Below are 17,779 nucleotides of genomic sequence, written 5' to 3' on the forward strand. Positions count from 1 at the left end.
ATCGCTGGGTAGCTATGTGCGGAAGGGATAAGTGCTGAAAGCATCTAAGCATGAAGCCCCCCTCGAGATGAGATTTCCCATCACGTATGTGAGTAAGATCCCTAGAAGATGACTAGGTAGATAGGTCAGAGATGGAAGCATGGCGACATGTGGAGTTGACTGATACTAATCGATCGAGGACTTAACCACAAAGAGTCATTTTTTAAATGAACGATAATTGGTCGGTATTCGGCTTTCTTGACATCAATTCTTTATCTAGTTTTCAGGGAATAAATTTTAATTTACCCCTTGAAAATTCTCGGAAATATTATATAATAATATTTGTCATTGTAAGCAATATGTCTGGTGATAATGGCGAAGAGGTCACACCCGTTCCCATGCCGAACACGGAAGTTAAGCTCTTCAGCGCCGATGGTAGTTGGGGGATCTCCCCCTGTGAGAGTAGGACATCGCCAGGCTATATCATTCCGCAGTAGCTCAGTGGTAGAGCTATCGGCTGTTAACCGATCGGTCGCAAGTTCGAATCTTGCCTGCGGAGCCATTGCTTCCATAGCTCAGCAGGTAGAGTGCTTCCATGGTAAGGAAGAGGTCACCGGTTCGAGCCCGGTTGGAAGCTTTTATATTTTTATTCAGAATGGCCCATTGGTCAAGCGGTTAAGACACCGCCCTTTCACGGCGGTAACACGGGTTCGAATCCCGTATGGGTCACCAAAGTTTTTTGCGGAAGCAAAATAACCTACCAATTACATAGTGGAGGATTAGCTCAGCTGGGAGAGCATCTGCCTTACAAGCAGAGGGTCGGCGGTTCGATCCCGTCATCCTCCACCAAAGATTTTTGCGCCAGCAAAATATCTTTCCTTAAAAAGCTTCTGTGAAGTAACTTTCCATTAAGACTTCATATTAAAGTGAATATGCCGGTGTAGCTCAACTGGTAGAGCAACTGACTTGTAATCAGTAGGTTGGGGGTTCAAGTCCTCTTGCCGGCACCATTTATTTAGCTGGAGGGGTAGCGAAGTGGCTAAACGCGGCGGACTGTAAATCCGCTCCTTCGGGTTCGGCAGTTCGAATCTGCCCCCCTCCACCATTTTGTATATTTAAGTGTAAAATGGACATCCTATAAATGTCCCTTTTTTATGCCATTAAAGTAATTATTGGGCTATAGCCAAGCGGTAAGGCATCGCACTTTGACTGCGACATGCGTTGGTTCGAATCCAGCTAGCCCAGCCACTTAAGAGCCATTAGCTCAGTTGGTAGAGCATCTGACTTTTAATCAGAGGGTCGAAGGTTCGAGTCCTTCATGGCTCATCACACATTTTCTCACATGCTAAGTAAGGTGTGAGAATTTCTCTATAATCCATAACATATGGGGCCTTAGCTCAGCTGGGAGAGCGCCTGCTTTGCACGCAGGAGGTCAGCGGTTCGATCCCGCTAGGCTCCACCAAGATTTTTTGCGAGAGCAAAATAATCTTCATTGATTTTTTTGCTGAAAGCAAAATATCTATCCGCTTACGAAATATTAGCGGAGTAAAATAACCATACATACGACATGATTGAACCTTGAATCTTTTAGGAGATTTAAGGTTTTTTTGTTTGTATTGGACAAGTAAGTACGAAAATCATTCTATCCCCCTTAAAAAACATTCCATTTAAAAGGATATTTTTAACTTTCCAACATTTGTTTTCAAATTTAAAATTTTATTTGTTATTCTGGACCAGTTATTTTCAAATTCCGGATATTATGCCAAAATGATCTTTACCACTCTCCTCAAACCAAAATCGATCCCACACTTGCATCTTCGCCCAAAACCCGTCTACATAATCTTACATCAATCTACCTCAAATCCCTCTACACACGCATATATATACACAATCCTGTCCAGTTGAACCATGGCTCATAATATGGATAGAATAGAGGTGTAAATAAATTTTGAATTGGGGGAATTTTTCATGAAGAAAAATATTTCTATTATTGGTGTACCAATGGATTTAGGTCAAATGCGCAGAGGCGTGGATATGGGACCGAGTGCGATTCGTTACGCTGGTATTGTTGAGCGTCTTGAGAACCTTGGATATGACATTAAAGACTTGGGTGATATTGAGATTGGCCAGGCTGAGCGTGTACATAATAATCCTGATACGAACCTGCGTAATTTGAAAGCGGTTGCTGAAGCTAGCGAGACGTTGGCAGGTAAGGTGAATGATGTAATCGGGAGTGGAGATTTCCCATTAATCTTTGGTGGAGACCACAGTATTGCCATAGGAACATTGGCTGGTGTTTCGTCTCACTATGAAAACTTAGGTGTGATTTGGTATGACGCACACGGTGATTTGAATACGGGGGATACGTCTCCGTCAGGTAACATCCATGGAATGCCTCTTGCGGTAAGCCTGGGCATCGGCCATGAAGATTTGACGGGTATCGGGCAGAGCTCACCAAAGATCAAGCCTGAGAATATCGTCATTATTGGAGCTCGTTCATTAGATGAAGGTGAAAGAGAGTTAATTAAAGAAAAAGGCATTAAAGTTTACACGATGCACGAAATCGATCGCCTTGGCATGACAAAGGTAATGGAAGAGTCCATTGACTACTTGAAGGGCAGAACGGATGGTGTCCATTTATCACTTGATTTAGACGGATTAGACCCGAGCGACGCACCTGGTGTAGGTACTCCTGTTCTTGGAGGAATCAGCTACCGTGAAAGTCACTTAGCGATGGAGATGCTAGAAGAGTCAGGAATGATTACTTCTGCAGAATTTGTAGAGGTAAATCCTATCCTGGATGAGAAGAATAAAACCGCTACTGTTGCTGTTGCGTTGATGGGGTCACTATTTGGAGAGAAATTACTATAATCAAAAGGAAAAAATAAGGCTGAGAACCCTTGGAGGTTCTCAGCCTTCATCTATTCGCTTCAATGGTGCTTGACCACTTGATATTGATTTAACAGATCATCAAGACGAGTACTCAAATCAACTACTTGCTCGTCGGCAAAGGATGACTTTAATGCTAGTTCAACCATTTGGCGACGGCAGTCTTCAATTTGAAATAATAAATCATTCATTCTTCCCCTCATTTCGAGATCCTCCCACAAAGAAATAATTAGTTCCTTTATACCCTTTTTCTAATAATTGTAAACATTTTTCCCGGAAAATTTGTTAGGATAGTAATATAAAAAAATTGAAACCTTATGGTAGGAAGTTACGTATATAAATATAGCCGCATAGAGCGGAGGTTGTGAAATGGAAGCGTTAGTGAAAAAGCGGATTAAGCAAGTATTGAAAGGTGATCAGAACGCCTTTGCCGAATTAGTCGAGCTTTATAAGGATAAAGTGTTCCAAATCTGCTACCGGATGCTTGGAAATCGTCATGAAGCAGAGGATATTGCCCAAGAAGCTTTTATCAGGGCATATGTCAATATTGAAACCTTTAATCAGAAGAGAAAGTTTTCGACCTGGCTATTTAGGATAGCGACAAATCTTTGTATCGACAGGATCCGTAAGAAGAAACCGGATTATTTCTTAGATGCAGAGGTAGCAGGGACTGAGGGCTTGACGATGTACTCACAAGTGGCTGCGGATGTTCAGCTGCCGGAAGAAGAAGTAGAGAATATGGAGCTTCAGGAAACCATTCAGAAGGAAATTTCCAAGTTGCCTGAGAAGTATCGATCGGTAATTGTTTTAAAATATATCGAGGAGCTTCCTCTTCAAGAAATCAGCGAGATATTGGATTTACCCCTGGGAACGGTTAAAACGAGAGTACATAGGGGGCGTGAAGCTCTCCGTAAACAATTAAGATCACTGTAGAGAGGGTGAGTGAATATGAAACCTTGTCCTGAAGAAATCATCGAGTATATGCACGATTATTTAGATGGAGATTTAAATAGAAACAAAGAAGAAATGCTGAAGCATCATTTACAGGAATGCAGTGAGTGTCAGCATCACTTTCATGAGCTGAAAAAAGCGATTGCGTTTGTACAGAGTACCTCTCATATTAGTGCTTCTGCAGACTTTACAGATAGAGTTATGTCAAGATTGCCGAAAGAGAAGAAGAAAGTGGGGGTCGAGAGGTGGTTCCGCCACCATCCGCTACTCACGGCTGCGGCCCTATTCTTTTTCTTTATGACCGGCAGCTTCTTAACTTCATGGAATGACGATCAGGATTTTTCATTTACGAAGAATGCGAAGTTAGTGGTTCAGGATCATACGGTTGTGGTGCCTGAGGGTGAAGTCGTGAAAGGAGATCTGACGGTCCGGAATGGTGATGTGAAAATTGAAGGAAAAGTAACGGGGAATGTCACGGTCATTAATGGAAAGCAGTACTTGGCTTCTGCAGGGAGCGTGACAGGAGAAATCCATGAAATCGATGCGGCATTTGAGTGGCTTTGGTACCAGATCAAAAAAGGGGCTAAAGACACGATGGATTGGGGAAATTCGCAACTTGAAGAAAAGTAGGATAAAATAGAGGGGATGGAAGTAAGGTCCGTCCCTAAAAAGGACTGACATATATGAATCTATGTCAGTTTTTTTATGCAAAAACGTGAGTTCATGAATAGAAGAGAAAGAATCATGAAGCCGTGGGTGTCTTTCATTTGACAGTGATAAAATATGCTATAATAGGAACGTTACGAAAATGGAGAAGCCACACATGGCGGCTTACGCTTTCGATTAAGCTATTGGAGGATGTAATATGCCGTTTATCGATATTTTTTCGGATTACTCCGCGCTGGATTATGTCTCGGATATAGTAGATATACTCGTAGTATGGTTTGTAATCTATAAACTGATCATGCTGATAAAAGGAACGAAAGCAGTACAATTATTAAAAGGTATTTTTGTCATTATCATTGTGAGAGGTCTTAGTAGTATCTTTGGATTGGATACACTGGGATGGATGATGGAGCAAGCCCTCACATGGGGGTTCCTGGCGATTATTATCATCTTCCAGCCTGAACTCCGCAGAGCCCTTGAACAATTGGGAAGGGGCCGTTTATTCTCAAGGACTGGACTTCAGGAAGAAGAAGAGCAGGAGCAGATGATTGAATCAATGACGAAAGCCGTAAGCTATATGGCAAAACGTCGAATTGGTGCCCTCCTTACTCTTGAACGGGAAACAGGGATGAGTGATTATATTGAAACAGGTATACCACTCAATGCCAAGATTACTTCCCAATTGCTGATTAATATCTTTATTCCCAATACACCTCTTCATGATGGAGCTGTTATCATTCAAAAAAATCAAATTGCTGCAGCGGCTTGTTATCTTCCATTATCGGAAAGCCCATTCATTTCGAAAGAACTTGGAACAAGACACCGGGCAGCACTTGGCGTCAGTGAGGTAACAGATAGTATTACGATTGTTGTATCAGAAGAAACGGGAGCTATCTCCATTACGAAAAATGGAGAGTTACATCGCGACCTCTCTTTGGAGCGCTTCACAGAAATTCTTATGGTAGAGCTCATAGGCGATAAGACAAATGCTTCCTCGACGAAATGGAGTTTTAGGGGGAAGAAAGAAAATGGATAAATTCATGGAAAGTCGTTGGTTCATGCGTATTGTGGGATTGATGTTAGCATTCATTCTCTATCTGTCCGTCAACTTTGATGATATTCAGAAGACGGCTAACAACAACAACGGTAACTCTCAAAATGCGATTGAAACGATCCAGAACGTCCCGCTTGAAGTTTTCTATGATCGTGAGAATTTAGAAGTAAGCGGCTTGCCAGATACGGTGAATGTGACTGTAGAAGGATCTAAGGCAATTGTTCAACAAGCCAAACAAGTCAAGGATTTCCGGGTTTATGTAGACTTAAATGATATCGGTATCGGAGAGCATCAGGTTAAGATTAAGATAGATAATATTTCTGAAAAACTCGAAGTGAAACTCGATCCAGATTCCGTCAATATATCGGTTCAAGAAAAGGTAACCGAAGAATTTACGATTGAACCTCAATTCAATGAGAGTATTTTATCCAATGGATATGAAGCAGAAGGACTGGCTGTTGATCCGAAAACGGTGAAAGTGACAGGCTCGAAGGATGAAGTGGAGAGAATTGCATATGTCATTGCGACACTTGATCTTGATGAGGAAATCAATGAAAATGTCACAAGGGAAGCCAGGGTGCAAGTGCTTGACCGTGAGTATAATAAATTAGATGTTCAAATTGATCCGGAAGTGGTCGATGTGACCGTATCGGTTGTAAACAAAAGTAAGAGTGTACCGGTCACTATTAAACAAAAAGGCAGTCTTCCAGAAGGGACGACGCTGGAGTCGATTTCAGTTGAGCCTAAGGAGGCAACCATCTTCGGCAGACAGGATGTACTGGATACAGTAGAAGAGCTGCTTGCAGAAATAGACCTATCTAAGATTACGAAGGATTCAACCATTACGGTACCGCTCGCTCTGCAAGATGGCTTAAATAAAGTGGCTCCTGAAGAAGTTAAGGTGAAGGTTGATGTCAACACAACCGAGGAAAAGAGCCTATCAGGACTTGAAATCACCCCACAAGGATTAGCTGAAGAATATGAATATACAATCATGTCACCTGAAGAAGGTGTCGTTGATGTAGCGCTGAAAGGTCAGAATGCCCAGGTGAGCAAAGTGACGAAAGAAGACTTCTCGCTTGCTCTGGATCTTTCAGGGCTCGAGCCCGGTGAACATGAGGTGGAAATAGAGGCAGACGGACCGGAGGATATTGAATGGACCTTGTCTCAGCGAACAGTAAAAGTAGAAATTAAAGAAAAGAACACATCAGCATAAGAGCTGTAAAAAGGAGAGAATGACAATGGGTAAGTATTTTGGAACTGATGGAGTAAGAGGTGTAGCGAACACAGAATTAACACCGGAATTAGCATTTAAGCTTGGACGTTTTGGTGGTTATGTTCTAACAAAGGATGCTACGCGTCCCAAAATATTGATTGGAAGAGATACTCGAATTTCCGGACATATGCTGGAAGGAGCTCTTGTAGCCGGACTTCTATCAATTGGTGCTGAAGTGATGCGCTTAGGTGTCATTTCAACTCCAGGGGTATCTTACTTAACGAAAGCGTTAGGAGCTCAGGCTGGTGTCATGATTTCTGCTTCTCATAATCCGGTTGCAGATAACGGAATTAAATTCTTCGGACCGGATGGCTTCAAGCTATCCGATGACCAGGAAAACGAAATTGAAGATCTATTAGATCAAACCGTTGATCAGCTTCCTCGTCCGACCGGAGCTGACTTAGGACAAGTTAGTGACTATTTCGAAGGCGGACAAAAATATCTGCAGTATTTAAAACAGTCTGTAGATGAAGATTTCGATGGTTTACATATTGCGTTAGACTGTGCACATGGTGCAACATCCGCTCTTGCTACTCATCTGTTTGCTGATTTGGATGCTGACATCTCGACGATGGGAGCATCACCAAACGGGTTGAACATCAATGAGGGTGTAGGATCTACCCACCCTGAAGCACTTGCTGAGATGGTGAAAGAAAAAGGTGCAGACCTGGGGCTTGCCTTTGATGGGGATGGGGACCGTATTATCGCAATCGATGAGCATGGACAAATCGTGGATGGTGACCAGATCATGTACATCTGCAGTAAATACTTGAAGTCACAAGGTCAGTTAAAACAATCTACAGTTGTATCTACAGTCATGAGTAATATTGGCTTCCATAAAGGTCTTGAAGAGAATGGGATCCAAAGCATTCAAACCGCGGTTGGAGATCGTTATGTAGTGGAAGAAATGAAGAAACATGGCTATACTCTTGGCGGTGAGCAATCTGGCCACATCATCTTCCTGGATTACAATACAACAGGAGACGGTCTGTTAACGGGTATCCAACTTGTGAACATTATGAAAGTGACTGGTAAATCATTATCTGAACTAGCGGGAGAAATGCAAAAGTTCCCACAAAAACTTGTGAATGTACGAGTGACAGACAAGCACCATGTAACGGATAATGAAACAGTTAAAAAAGTGATTCAAAAGGTTGAAGAAGAAATGAACGGAAATGGCCGTATCCTTGTTCGTCCTTCTGGAACGGAGCCGTTAGTGCGTGTCATGGCAGAAGCTCCAACCGAAGAACTTTGTGATCGTTATGTTAATGAAATCGTACAAGTTGTTGATGAAGAAATGGGTCTGAACGAATAGTGGAATTTATATGCATAAGGGGTCAATACGTGCTCCTTATGCATATTTAATAAGGAGAGTACTTTTGAATATCATCGAACTACCGTTCTGAAAACGGAAGTTGACTCCTAAGGGTTTATCACTGTTCTGTGTCGGGAACATGACAATGGGATAACAACTTCTTGTTCTTGTAAGATTTTTATTGACTAGGGGAAACCTGCTAGTGTATGATGATTTTGTTTTCGTTTTTCAAATTAAATGGAAATGATTCAAGAAGGAAAGGTGGATAGTGAGTAATCATCCTTATAAAGCGCCAGGGCTAAACGATGGATACGAAAAGGATCGTTTAGTTGACGAGGTGGAGGTTTATCGAGCATTCGGCGGATGCCTCCCGGTTCGCATGTGTCACCGAGCCGAAAGTTTCTTCCTTAAATCGTTGAGGCAACTTAATGGACAAAGGGAAGAAGAAAGTGACCAATAAAATTACTAATGACAAACAGAGATAAGGGGGCAAGTTGTCCCCAAAAGAGTTCTTGCCCCCTTGCATGTTCAGGGAGGATATATTAATTATGTGTGGAATTGTTGGATATATTGGAAATTCAGATACAAAGGAAATTCTTTTAAAAGGTCTTGAAAAGCTTGAGTACCGCGGTTATGACTCTGCAGGTATTGCCGTTCAAAACGATGAAGGCATCCATGTGTTTAAAGAGAAGGGTCGTATTGCCGACCTTCGTGGTATCGTTGATGAGAGTGTCTCAAGCAACACAGGAATCGGTCACACGCGCTGGGCTACCCACGGTGTACCAAGCAAGGTGAATGCTCACCCTCATCAAAGTAATTCAGGCCGTTTTACAATCGTTCATAACGGAGTAATCGAAAATTACTCTCAACTTAAGCGTGAATATTTAACGGATGTATCGTTCAAGAGTGACACGGATACAGAAGTAATCGTTCAGTTGATTGAAAAGATTGTAGAAGAAGGAAACACGGTAGAGGAAGCTTTCCGTCAAACGTTAATGCTTCTTAAAGGCTCTTATGCTATCGCCCTTTTAGATTCTGAAAATGATGAAACAATCTATGTAGCGAAAAATAAAAGTCCGCTGCTTGTAGGTCTGGGAAAAGACTTCAACGTTGTAGCAAGTGATGCTATGGCGATGATTCAAGTAACAGACCAATACGTTGAGCTTATGGATAAAGAAATGGTCATCGTAACGAAAGAAAAGGTTGAAATTCAAAATCTGATCGGTGAAGTAATGGAACGTGCTCCTTACACCGCTGAAATCGATGCGAGTGATATCGAAAAAGGAACATACCCTCACTATATGCTTAAAGAAATCGATGAACAGCCACTAGTGATGCGTAAAATCATTCAAGCTTACCAAAATGAGAACAACGAACTTCACATCGATGAGCCAATCGTCGGCGCGATGCAAGAAGCGGACCGTGTCTACATCATTGCATGTGGAACGAGCTACCACGCTGGTCTTGTTGGAAAGCAATTCATCGAGAAGAGTGCAGGAATTCCTGTAGAAGTTCATGTAGCAAGCGAATTCAGTTACAATATGCCTTTACTTTCTAAGAAACCACTATTTATCTTTATTTCGCAAAGTGGTGAAACGGCAGATAGTCGTGCCGTACTGGTTCAAGTCAAAGAGCTTGGACATAAATCATTAACGATCACAAACGTAGCGGGTTCTACCCTGTCTCGTGAAGCGGATTACACATTGCTTCTTCATGCAGGACCTGAAATTGCCGTTGCTTCAACAAAAGCGTACACAGCTCAGTTGGCTGTACTTGCTATCCTTGCACACGTTGCTGGGCAGGCATGTGGAAACAACCAGGACTTTGATCTTGTTCAAGAGCTTGGTATTGTTGCTACTGCGATGGAAGCACTTTGCGATACGAAAGAAGAATTTGAAGATATCGCACGCGAATATCTATCAACGACTCGCAACTGTTTCTTCATCGGCCGCTCACTGGACTTCTATGTAGGTCTGGAAGGCGCTTTGAAGCTGAAAGAAATCTCTTACATCCAGGCAGAAGGATTTGCCGGAGGAGAACTTAAACACGGTACGATCGCTCTGATCGAAGAAGGTACTCCGATCGTTGCACTTGCAACTCAAGAAGAAGTAAACCTAGGCATCAGAGGAAATGTGAAAGAGGTAGTCGCTCGTGGAGCAAACCCTTGTATCATTTCCATGAAAGGCTTAGAAGACGAAGAAGATCGCTTCGTCATCCCGGAGGTTAACCCATTGTTAACACCTCTTATCTCTGTCATCCCATTACAATTAATTTCTTACTATGCTGCTCTGCACCGCGATTGTGATGTAGATAAGCCGCGTAACCTGGCAAAGTCGGTTACGGTTGAGTAAGGGTTAAATAGATGAAAACCGGTTGGTCTCTCTGGGCCGACCGGTTTTTTATGCGTCAGACTCCAGTTCGCCGTGTAATTCAGACGTTTATTCATAGAATTTATCACCATTTGGTAGTTTGCCATTTGGGGTGGGAATTATGCGCAGAAGAGGTAGTTCTATAGGTAAGTGGTGAGAAAAAGAAAATAATTAAGCACTTTCCTTTACCCAACCACGTAAAACCCTTATAATCATACAAATAGATTCATGTTCTCTTCGTGCACCAGCGAATATAGAGTAACCTGCTGCTTCCGCAGTCCAGGTTACTTTTTTATTGGAACGGGTACGATAATAGAGAATGAAAAACGGTGTGAAAGTAAGGGTATGATGATAAATGAAACAGTTACATAGACAGCATATATGGCTAGGAAGGTTCCTCGCGTCAGACCCGGGCCGCAAGAGATTTCAGCAGGCTGGTAAGGCAACGATCAGTTTAATATCGGCTGTGTTTACGATGCTGTTTTTATTAAAACTATTCGATCACACAACGATTACGCCGGCCATTGTGTCAGGTATGGTGGGGATGCTTGGGATCTTCGTTGTCATGGATGACACAACGGCTAAAAAGAAGGTCACGACCCCGTTGATCGGTGTGGCGGTAGCGGTTGGAATCACATTGGGCTCTGCCTTTGCCCATTATAGTTTAGTTGTAAATATTCTACTGGTAGGAGCGATATTCAGCGCTTTTTACTTCTCCCGATTTGCCATCCGGTACTTTTCCATGGGAATGGCAGGATTCTTGTCGATTTATATTTCGTCGATTCTGCAGCTTGATGTGACTCACCTTTCATGGTTCTACATCGGGATAGTGATTGGTGTCGTGTACGCTTTTCTTTATAACTTCATTATCTTTAAAGGTTCGGTTCATGTGTTAAGAAGGAGCATGCGTTCATTTCATATTCAATCCAACTTGACATTTACGATTTTAATGAAGATGATCGAGGATCCGGACACGAGTAGTAAACGGAGGAAGCTTCTCAATCGAAATGTTCGAAGGCTGAATGAGTATGCAAGAATCGTAGCCAGTGATATCAATGAGAATGATTTGAAGAAGCTTTGGCCTGGTATCGAACCTTCGCAATTGCGTCTCTATGTTTTTGATACAGAGATGTTGATTCAGACGTTAACCGATTCTTTGAAGCGGCTCAAGGAGTTGGATGCCTTAGAGGTTACTGAGCTTAGACGCTTGTTGGTCTGGGTTCTCCGCTCGCTCCGTGATGCAGAAGTACTGGCCCAGGATTATGATCCCCGTTCCCTTGAAGAAGCGGAAATGGCCATTCAGGCCCTTCGTCTTCTTTTGTCAGAGGTGTTGAATCAAGAAGAAAAGCCTAAGGGCTGGGTGTACCTTCTAAGGCGTATCGAGTCCATTGCCAATCATGTACTGGAAGCAGCCATCACCATTCAAGAATCACTGAAGGTTTCAAATAGCAAGGAAACGAACATAGAGAATAAGGACGAGTCTCTTGATGAGGAAAAAGAGGATAAGCCTGAAGAGGAGATAAAGAGTTTAAAACCTTCTACTCGTAAGGCGATTCAAGCGCTTGTAGCCGGTACGTTAGCGATTATTGTAGGGGAGTTGATTGCTCCAGCACAACCCTACTGGGTACTGTTAACTACTTTCATTATTCAAATTGGTACAGAGTCAGTAGGTAGAACGTATATGAAGGCCTTTCAACGTTCGGTCGGAACGGTGATCGGGGCCATTCTTGGATTCGGGGCTGCAAAGCTCGTTTCAGGAAATTCTGAGCTTGAAGTTTTCCTCTTGTTTGTCGTTCTGTTTCTGGCCTTCTATCTTTTCACGGTTTCGTATACTCTCATGAGCTTGTTCATTACGATGCTCATCGCGTTTATGTATGACCTGCTCCTGGGCGGAATCAGTATGCAGCTGATGGGGGCACGGGTCATTGATACAATTGCTGGAGCGGTGATTGCCCTCACTGTCTCGGCATTTGTATTTCCAAAGAAAACGAAAGACAAGGTGGCAGATGCCTTTGATGATTTTCTTGAAGAGCTTGGAGGATATGTTTCTTCCTATATAAAAACCTTTACGAATATTGAAGACAAACCATTAACAGATCAAGCTTTCGATTTGGATCAGTTGCTTCAGGGAATTAAGGATGAGGCGCAATCGCTTTTACAAAGACCTGGTGCCGTGACAAGGTCGGGAATCGGTCGTTGGATCACAGTGGTGACAGCCATAAACTATTATGCGAAGCATCTGCTGGCTTCGTCTAATAGAAAAGTACCTACAAAGGTTTCGGAAGAACTATCCAGTGTTTTTCACCAGACAGAGGAAAAAATTACTCATAACATAGAAACACTTCGACAATTATTAAAAGAAAATGAGGGCAGCCGTGTGTTGTGGAGCTTAGGTCAGGAGAGGGAGAAAATCGAAACCCTGGCACCGAGCTGGAAGAAATCACAGGTGGATCTGATTCATCACCTCTACTATGTGTGGAGAATCAATCAATCAATTATAGCACTTGGAGAGGAATTGGGTGCTGAGGTGAAGGAAACTCAAACAAAAGGGTAAAGTGCAATTCGCTTTACCCTTTTATTTATTGCGCTAATTCCACCTGGTATATGAATAAAATTATGTTGCAGATATTCATTTTAGATAACTTCTTGTCAGAAATTGTTTTAACCCATCATTCTTCGGGAAAAGCATACCATCTAAATATCGTGAGGTGGAGGAAATGGCAGCCGAAAGCTTATTGCTAACAAAAGAAGATATGAAAAACCCTGAACTTGTTCCTCAATGGGTGATCGAAGAATATGAGAATTTTCACGAGGTTGTAACTGATCGAACGTTTCCTTGTTACTTCGGTATGACCGGAGAGAAAAAAGGAGAGCTTCGGTATTCGTATATCAGTCACGACAATTGGGAGCACCTGCCACAGACGATTCAAGAGTTTATCGACTTGTTCGATGTACCAGAAGGTGAGCGGCTGATTCGACACGGATTCTTTTTGTTTGTTGAACCGGAGGATGAGGAGAGGTCCGTCCCTCATTATCGTGAGTATTTCTGGAATATTCTGCAGTTTCTTCATGATGAGGATGAGGAGGCTTGGCCTGAGGATTACCCGGAGGATCCGGATCATCATTTGTGGGCGTTTTCATTTGCCGGGGAGCCGTTTTTCGTGTTTGGGAATGCTCCTGCTTATAAGCAGCGAAAGACGAGGGACCTTGGGAACAGCTTGGTATTAGGCTTTCAGCCGAGAAGGATCTTTGAAGGATTGGAAGGAACGTCAAAGGGTGGCATTATGTCCCGTGAGAAAGTTAGGGAGCGGGTTGAGAAGTGGGACGGCTTACCGAAGCATCCGAATATCAGTCATTATGGAGACCCTGAACACCGTGAATGGAAGCAATACTTCATTGGAGACGACGTAGAACCGATCGAGGGCAAATGCCCCTTTCATCATAAATAAGTGAAAGAGTGTCAGGACCAGCCTGACACTCTTTTCTTTAATATATATCGACATTCCCACTAGAGACGGAAACATTAATGTTGTATTTACCAGACCCTGCCACACCTGAAAGATCCCCATCTTCTCTTTTCTGATTCTGTAATGGCAGATTGCAGGAAATGTCTCCGCTGCTTGCTTTTCCGTTCAGTTTGAAGCTTGCGTCTTCCGGCAGATCCAGGTTGACACCTCCAGAGCTTACATCAAAATTCACATCACCGCTAAGAGTTTTCATCCCGACCGTTAGCTCCCCGGAAGATAAGTCACCTTCCAGTGGGCCTTTATAATTCGACAATTCCACATCTCCGGAGCTGATATCGACATTACCTTCTTTTGTTGAGAGGGCATTCACGACCAAGTCTCCAGAAGAACCATCATGTTCGAATACATTCGTCTCAAGGTTTTCAAGAATCATGTTTCCAGAACCCATCTCAACCGATAACTCATCGAGCTCCATTCGATTCGCAGCGGATTCTCCGGCAAATTGTAAGTTACCCGAACCAATCTCTATTTCCATGCTTCGATTATATTCTTTTGGAATGTATACAGTTACGTTTGATTTGCGGTTGAACCCTATCCATTCATACCATTTATGCTTTACAGCCACTTCAATGGTGTCACCCTTTTTAGCTAAAGTCAGCGCCCCTTTTCCTTCAATATCAACCTTGACTTCATTTTTGTCTGTAGGAATGACTTCTGTATCGCTGCCTTCCATTTTAAGATCGATGTGATCGATTTTGTCCGTTACCCCGATACGTTCCCCTGACTGACTTTCTTTAGCAAATAACGATGTATTGTCATTCAGGATGACGTATAGCGTACCAAGTGCAAGCAGTGCAATGATCACGGCAAAAGCATTTTTCATAACTATCCCTCGCTTTGATTTGTTTTTCCATTTTATAGTATTATTTTAATGCAGCTGCCGGTTCATCACAATGAGCCATAGGATTATTTTTGAATCAGACCAGAGGCCGAGTTCGTGCGGGTTATGTAATTGAAAAGACCGGCCTTTGATGACCGGTCCGAAGCTTTATTTCGCGATAAACATTTGCGTCCAATAAATTCCCTGGCTGGGATCCTTCGCCGTTCCAACACCAATATGAGTGACTTGCTTGTTTAAAATATTTTTACGATGACCGGGACTGTTCATCCATGCATTAACGACAGATTCAGGTGTTTTTTGTCCAACAGCAATGTTTTCAGCTGCCGTGGAGTAATCCACCCCGAAGTTCTCCATCATTTCAAAAGGGGATCCATACGTTGGAGACGTATGAGAGAAATAGTCATTTTCCTTCATGTCCTCTGATTTCATCTCCGCCACATTCGCTAACTCTCCATCCATCTTCAAGGCACCAAGTCCATTTTTCTTACGTTCCTGGTTGGTTAAATCAACGACCTGCTTCATAAATCCACTAGCATCGGATGCCTGTGCATCCTGTTTGGGTTGACCCTCTGTAGGTGGTTCCGGTTGTGCCGTATTCGGTTCTTGTGCAGGCTGATTCGGCTGACGGGCTTCTTCATTACCTGGCGCATTTTCCTCACCGGGGTCTAAGTGGGTAAATTCGCGTAAGTCACCATTTGGGTCTATCGGAGCCATGAAACGGTGAAGGGGAGTTTGGCTTCCTTGCATTCCATCCATCCGATCTCTGCCGTCGTTATCATAGGTAACAGGATCGTAATTCACGTTTTGTGTATCCATCAGGTTATCGTTTGCATCGTTATTGTTACAGGCAGTCATCAGCATAAACGGGATGACGGCACAGGCTGTTATGGAAAAAAATCGTTTTTTCATGTCAGATCCTCCAATATTTTTAATTGCCTTTTATAAGTAGGCATTTAACAGTCTTTAATATGTACTTTCTACGTGTTCTTTACACTGTTAATAATAGGGTTTGCTTCTTTGTTAAAGAGGGTTTTGTGATTTGAACCCGAATAGTATGGATAAGAATTAAAGGAGGTTTTCCATCAATGGAACGAAAGCGATTACGGGAAATGGGAGTCGGTATCGGTTCTTTTTCAAGTGGGAAGTATAACAGCATTACCGATATTGAGGGAGTGAAGGTCGGGCATAAAACCCTTCACTATGAGCATGAAGGTAACGTGGTACGAACGGGTGTAACGGCGATTTTACCTCATGATGGCAATCTGTTTCGTGATAAGCTATGCGCGGGTTGTCATGTGATAAATGGCTTTGGAAAAACAGTCGGGACGATTCAAATCGAGGAGCTGGGTGTCCTTGAAAGTCCCATTCTCTTGACGAATACTCTTTCAGTTGGGGATGTGTTAAAAGGGACGGTTCAATATATGCTGGACGAAACACCTGAAATCGGAGACACAACGGGGACAGTAAATGTCATTGTGGGAGAATGCAATGATGGGTTTCTTAATGATATCCGCGGTCTTCATGTAAAGCCTGAAGATGCCAGGGAAGCAATTCTTCATGCACAATCCGGACCTGTAGAAGAAGGCTGTGTAGGAGCGGGAACGGGAATGCTTTGTTTAGGGTATAAAGGTGGTATAGGGACGAGCTCCAGGGAGTGTGCCTTTGGAGATGAGAAGTATACGGTGGGAGCCCTGGTGTTAACGAATTTTGGTCAGAGGAAAGATCTAAGGTTACCTATCCTAAACGCTTTGGAGGATCATAATACACCGGATGGATCAATCATGATGATCCTGGCGACGGACGCACCTCTAAATGAAAGACAGCTTAAACGACTGGCGAAACGTGCTTCATTCGGCCTTTCAAGAACGGGTTCGTATGCAGCCCATGGGAGTGGTGATGTTGTACTTGCGTTTTCTACAGCTCACCGCATTCCACATCAGCCTTCCAGTGATAACACGATTCCTTACGTTTTCATTAAAGAAGACGGACCGATCATCTCTACTCTATTTGAAATGGCAGTGGATAGTGTAGAAGAAGCCATATGGAACTCTCTCTGTAAAGCGGAAACCACAACGGGCAGGAATGGACGGAAGGTGGAAGCGATACCTTTAGATTTGGTTTATGGACTGACGAAATAAGACCTGAACCTTTATTCGTTACCTCTTTAGTATTTTTTCTTTAATGGAAATTTATTTAACCATCCATTAAATGGGGTATACCATACATATGCGTGAATTATTTGGTTGAAGGAAGTGACAGTCATGAATTATACCCCTATGCCTCTTTCGTTTTTCCAACAGCCCACTTTGGAACTTGCAAAGTCTTTGTTGGGATGTGTGTTAGTGAAAGAGACGGAGGAGGGAGAAGCTTCAGGTTATATTGTGGAAACGGAAGCGTATTTAGGGCCAGAGGATCGGGCGGCTCACAGCTATGGGAATAGACGGACGAAGCGGACGGAAGTCATGTTTCATGAAGCCGGCAGAATCTATACATATGTTATGCATACTCACTGCCTGGTCAATGTAGTGAGTGGGGAAAAAGAAAAACCCGAAGCGATTCTCATTAGAGCGGTCGAACCCCTTGATGGCTTGGAGCTAATGGAAAGAAGACGATCAGGTCATGTGAAAAAAAATTGGACAAATGGCCCGGGAAAACTGACAAAAGCGTTGGGCATTACCATGGAGGATTACGGAGGCAGCTTTCTGGAACCCCCTCTCATCATTTCAAAGGGATACCAGCCTGAAGAGATTATGGAAGGAAAACGAATTGGGATTGATAACACAGGGAAAGCCAGAGATTATCCGTGGAGGTTCTGGGTAAAGGACAATCCTTATGTATCAAGATGATCATTTTTGAGAATTTTCTAATAATCAATTAAAAAATAACCCATAAGTACTATGTTTGTGGTATAT

General features: G+C 42.9%; 15 protein-coding genes, 9 tRNA genes and 2 rRNA genes. 23 read left to right on the plus strand and 3 right to left on the minus strand.

The features are described from left to right. The 12 genes from F0342_RS21810 to rocF all read left to right on the plus strand — a co-directional run. A 23S ribosomal RNA gene (locus F0342_RS21810) occupies positions 1-189 on the plus strand; the annotation flags it as partial. A gap of 152 nt (positions 190-341) precedes the next feature. After that, positions 342-458 (plus strand): 5S ribosomal RNA (rrf, locus tag F0342_RS21815). An 8-nt stretch (positions 459-466) separates the two neighbouring features. Then, a tRNA-Asn gene (locus F0342_RS21820) sits at positions 467-541 on the plus strand. A gap of 2 nt (positions 542-543) precedes the next feature. Next, positions 544-616: transfer RNA gene (locus F0342_RS21825), tRNA-Thr, on the plus strand. A gap of 20 nt (positions 617-636) precedes the next feature. Next, positions 637-711, plus strand: a tRNA-Glu gene (locus F0342_RS21830). A 41-nt stretch (positions 712-752) separates the two neighbouring features. Next, a tRNA-Val gene (locus F0342_RS21835) sits at positions 753-828 on the plus strand. Between the two features lie 85 nt (positions 829-913). After that, positions 914-989, plus strand: a tRNA-Thr gene (locus tag F0342_RS21840). A gap of 11 nt (positions 990-1,000) precedes the next feature. Further along, positions 1,001-1,084 (plus strand) — tRNA-Tyr (locus F0342_RS21845). A 68-nt stretch (positions 1,085-1,152) separates the two neighbouring features. Continuing rightward, a tRNA-Gln gene (locus F0342_RS21850) sits at positions 1,153-1,227 on the plus strand. Positions 1,228-1,232: 5 nt separating this feature from the next. Further along, positions 1,233-1,305, plus strand: a tRNA-Lys gene (locus tag F0342_RS21855). 60 nt (positions 1,306-1,365) lie between these two features. Further along, positions 1,366-1,441 (plus strand) — tRNA-Ala (locus tag F0342_RS21860). Between the two features lie 506 nt (positions 1,442-1,947). After that, positions 1,948-2,850 (plus strand): arginase, encoded by a 903-nt coding sequence (gene rocF, locus F0342_RS21865; protein WP_149157934.1) that lies wholly within the window; start codon positions 1,948-1,950, stop codon positions 2,848-2,850. 59 nt (positions 2,851-2,909) lie between these two features. On the opposite strand, the gene F0342_RS21870 is transcribed toward rocF, so the two are convergent. Beyond that, positions 2,910-3,071: an aspartyl-phosphate phosphatase Spo0E family protein gene (locus F0342_RS21870; RefSeq protein WP_098351124.1), complete on the minus strand. Its 162-nt coding sequence runs from the start codon at positions 3,069-3,071 to the stop codon at positions 2,910-2,912. Positions 3,072-3,237: 166 nt separating this feature from the next. Between F0342_RS21870 and sigW the strand changes: the two genes are divergently transcribed. The 9 genes from sigW (at position 3,238) to F0342_RS21910 (ending at position 13,948) form a co-directional block, all read left to right on the plus strand. After that, positions 3,238-3,801 (plus strand): RNA polymerase sigma factor SigW, encoded by a 564-nt coding sequence (gene sigW, locus F0342_RS21875; RefSeq protein ID WP_113970158.1) that lies wholly within the window; start codon positions 3,238-3,240, stop codon positions 3,799-3,801. Between the two features lie 15 nt (positions 3,802-3,816). Next, complete coding sequence (locus F0342_RS21880) at positions 3,817-4,449, plus strand: anti-sigma factor family protein (RefSeq protein WP_149157935.1); 633 nt, start codon at positions 3,817-3,819, stop codon at positions 4,447-4,449. Positions 4,450-4,684: 235 nt separating this feature from the next. Next, entirely contained in the window at positions 4,685-5,521 is an 837-nt protein-coding gene (gene cdaA / locus F0342_RS21885; protein ID WP_148971376.1) for a diadenylate cyclase CdaA, read from the plus strand. After that, positions 5,514-6,755, plus strand: coding sequence for a CdaR family protein (locus tag F0342_RS21890; protein ID WP_188048659.1), 1,242 nt, complete (start codon positions 5,514-5,516; stop codon positions 6,753-6,755). Before cdaA ends, F0342_RS21890 begins: the two co-directional genes overlap by 8 nt. 25 nt (positions 6,756-6,780) lie before the next feature. Next, positions 6,781-8,130, plus strand: a complete 1,350-nt coding sequence (gene glmM, locus F0342_RS21895) for a phosphoglucosamine mutase (protein WP_149157937.1) — start codon at positions 6,781-6,783, stop codon at positions 8,128-8,130. 268 nt (positions 8,131-8,398) lie between these two features. Next, positions 8,399-8,590 carry a hypothetical protein gene (locus tag F0342_RS25075; protein WP_188048660.1) on the plus strand — a complete coding sequence of 64 codons (192 nt, stop codon included), beginning with the start codon at positions 8,399-8,401 and terminating at the stop codon, positions 8,588-8,590. Between the two features lie 88 nt (positions 8,591-8,678). After that, positions 8,679-10,481: a glutamine--fructose-6-phosphate transaminase (isomerizing) gene (gene glmS, locus F0342_RS21900; protein ID WP_149157938.1), complete on the plus strand. Its 1,803-nt coding sequence runs from the start codon at positions 8,679-8,681 to the stop codon at positions 10,479-10,481. 373 nt (positions 10,482-10,854) lie between these two features. Further along, complete coding sequence (locus tag F0342_RS21905; RefSeq protein ID WP_149157939.1) at positions 10,855-13,053, plus strand: FUSC family protein; 2,199 nt, start codon at positions 10,855-10,857, stop codon at positions 13,051-13,053. A gap of 163 nt (positions 13,054-13,216) precedes the next feature. After that, positions 13,217-13,948, plus strand: a complete 732-nt coding sequence (locus tag F0342_RS21910) for a YqcI/YcgG family protein (RefSeq protein WP_149157940.1) — start codon at positions 13,217-13,219, stop codon at positions 13,946-13,948. 37 nt (positions 13,949-13,985) lie between these two features. On the opposite strand, the gene liaG is transcribed toward F0342_RS21910, so the two are convergent. Both liaG and F0342_RS21920 read right to left on the minus strand, forming a co-directional pair. Continuing rightward, positions 13,986-14,849, minus strand: coding sequence for a LiaG family protein (gene liaG / locus F0342_RS21915; protein ID WP_149157941.1), 864 nt, complete (start codon positions 14,847-14,849; stop codon positions 13,986-13,988). Positions 14,850-15,014: 165 nt separating this feature from the next. Continuing rightward, positions 15,015-15,776: a CAP domain-containing protein gene (locus tag F0342_RS21920; protein ID WP_262481850.1), complete on the minus strand. Its 762-nt coding sequence runs from the start codon at positions 15,774-15,776 to the stop codon at positions 15,015-15,017. Positions 15,777-15,952: 176 nt separating this feature from the next. Here F0342_RS21920 and F0342_RS21925 point away from each other — a divergent pair, with 176 nt between their 5' ends. Together F0342_RS21925 and F0342_RS21930 are read left to right on the plus strand one after the other, a co-directional pair. Next, a complete protein-coding gene (locus F0342_RS21925; protein WP_149157942.1) occupies positions 15,953-17,005 on the plus strand; it encodes a DmpA family aminopeptidase in 1,053 nt (350 codons plus the stop codon). Between the two features lie 123 nt (positions 17,006-17,128). Further along, positions 17,129-17,713 (plus strand): DNA-3-methyladenine glycosylase, encoded by a 585-nt coding sequence (locus F0342_RS21930; protein ID WP_149157943.1) that lies wholly within the window; start codon positions 17,129-17,131, stop codon positions 17,711-17,713. The last annotated feature ends 66 nt before the right edge of the window (positions 17,714-17,779 follow it).

This window comes from Bacillus sp. CH30_1T (assembly GCF_008364765.1).
Taxonomy (GTDB): Bacteria; Bacillota; Bacilli; order Bacillales; family Bacillaceae_B; genus Rossellomorea.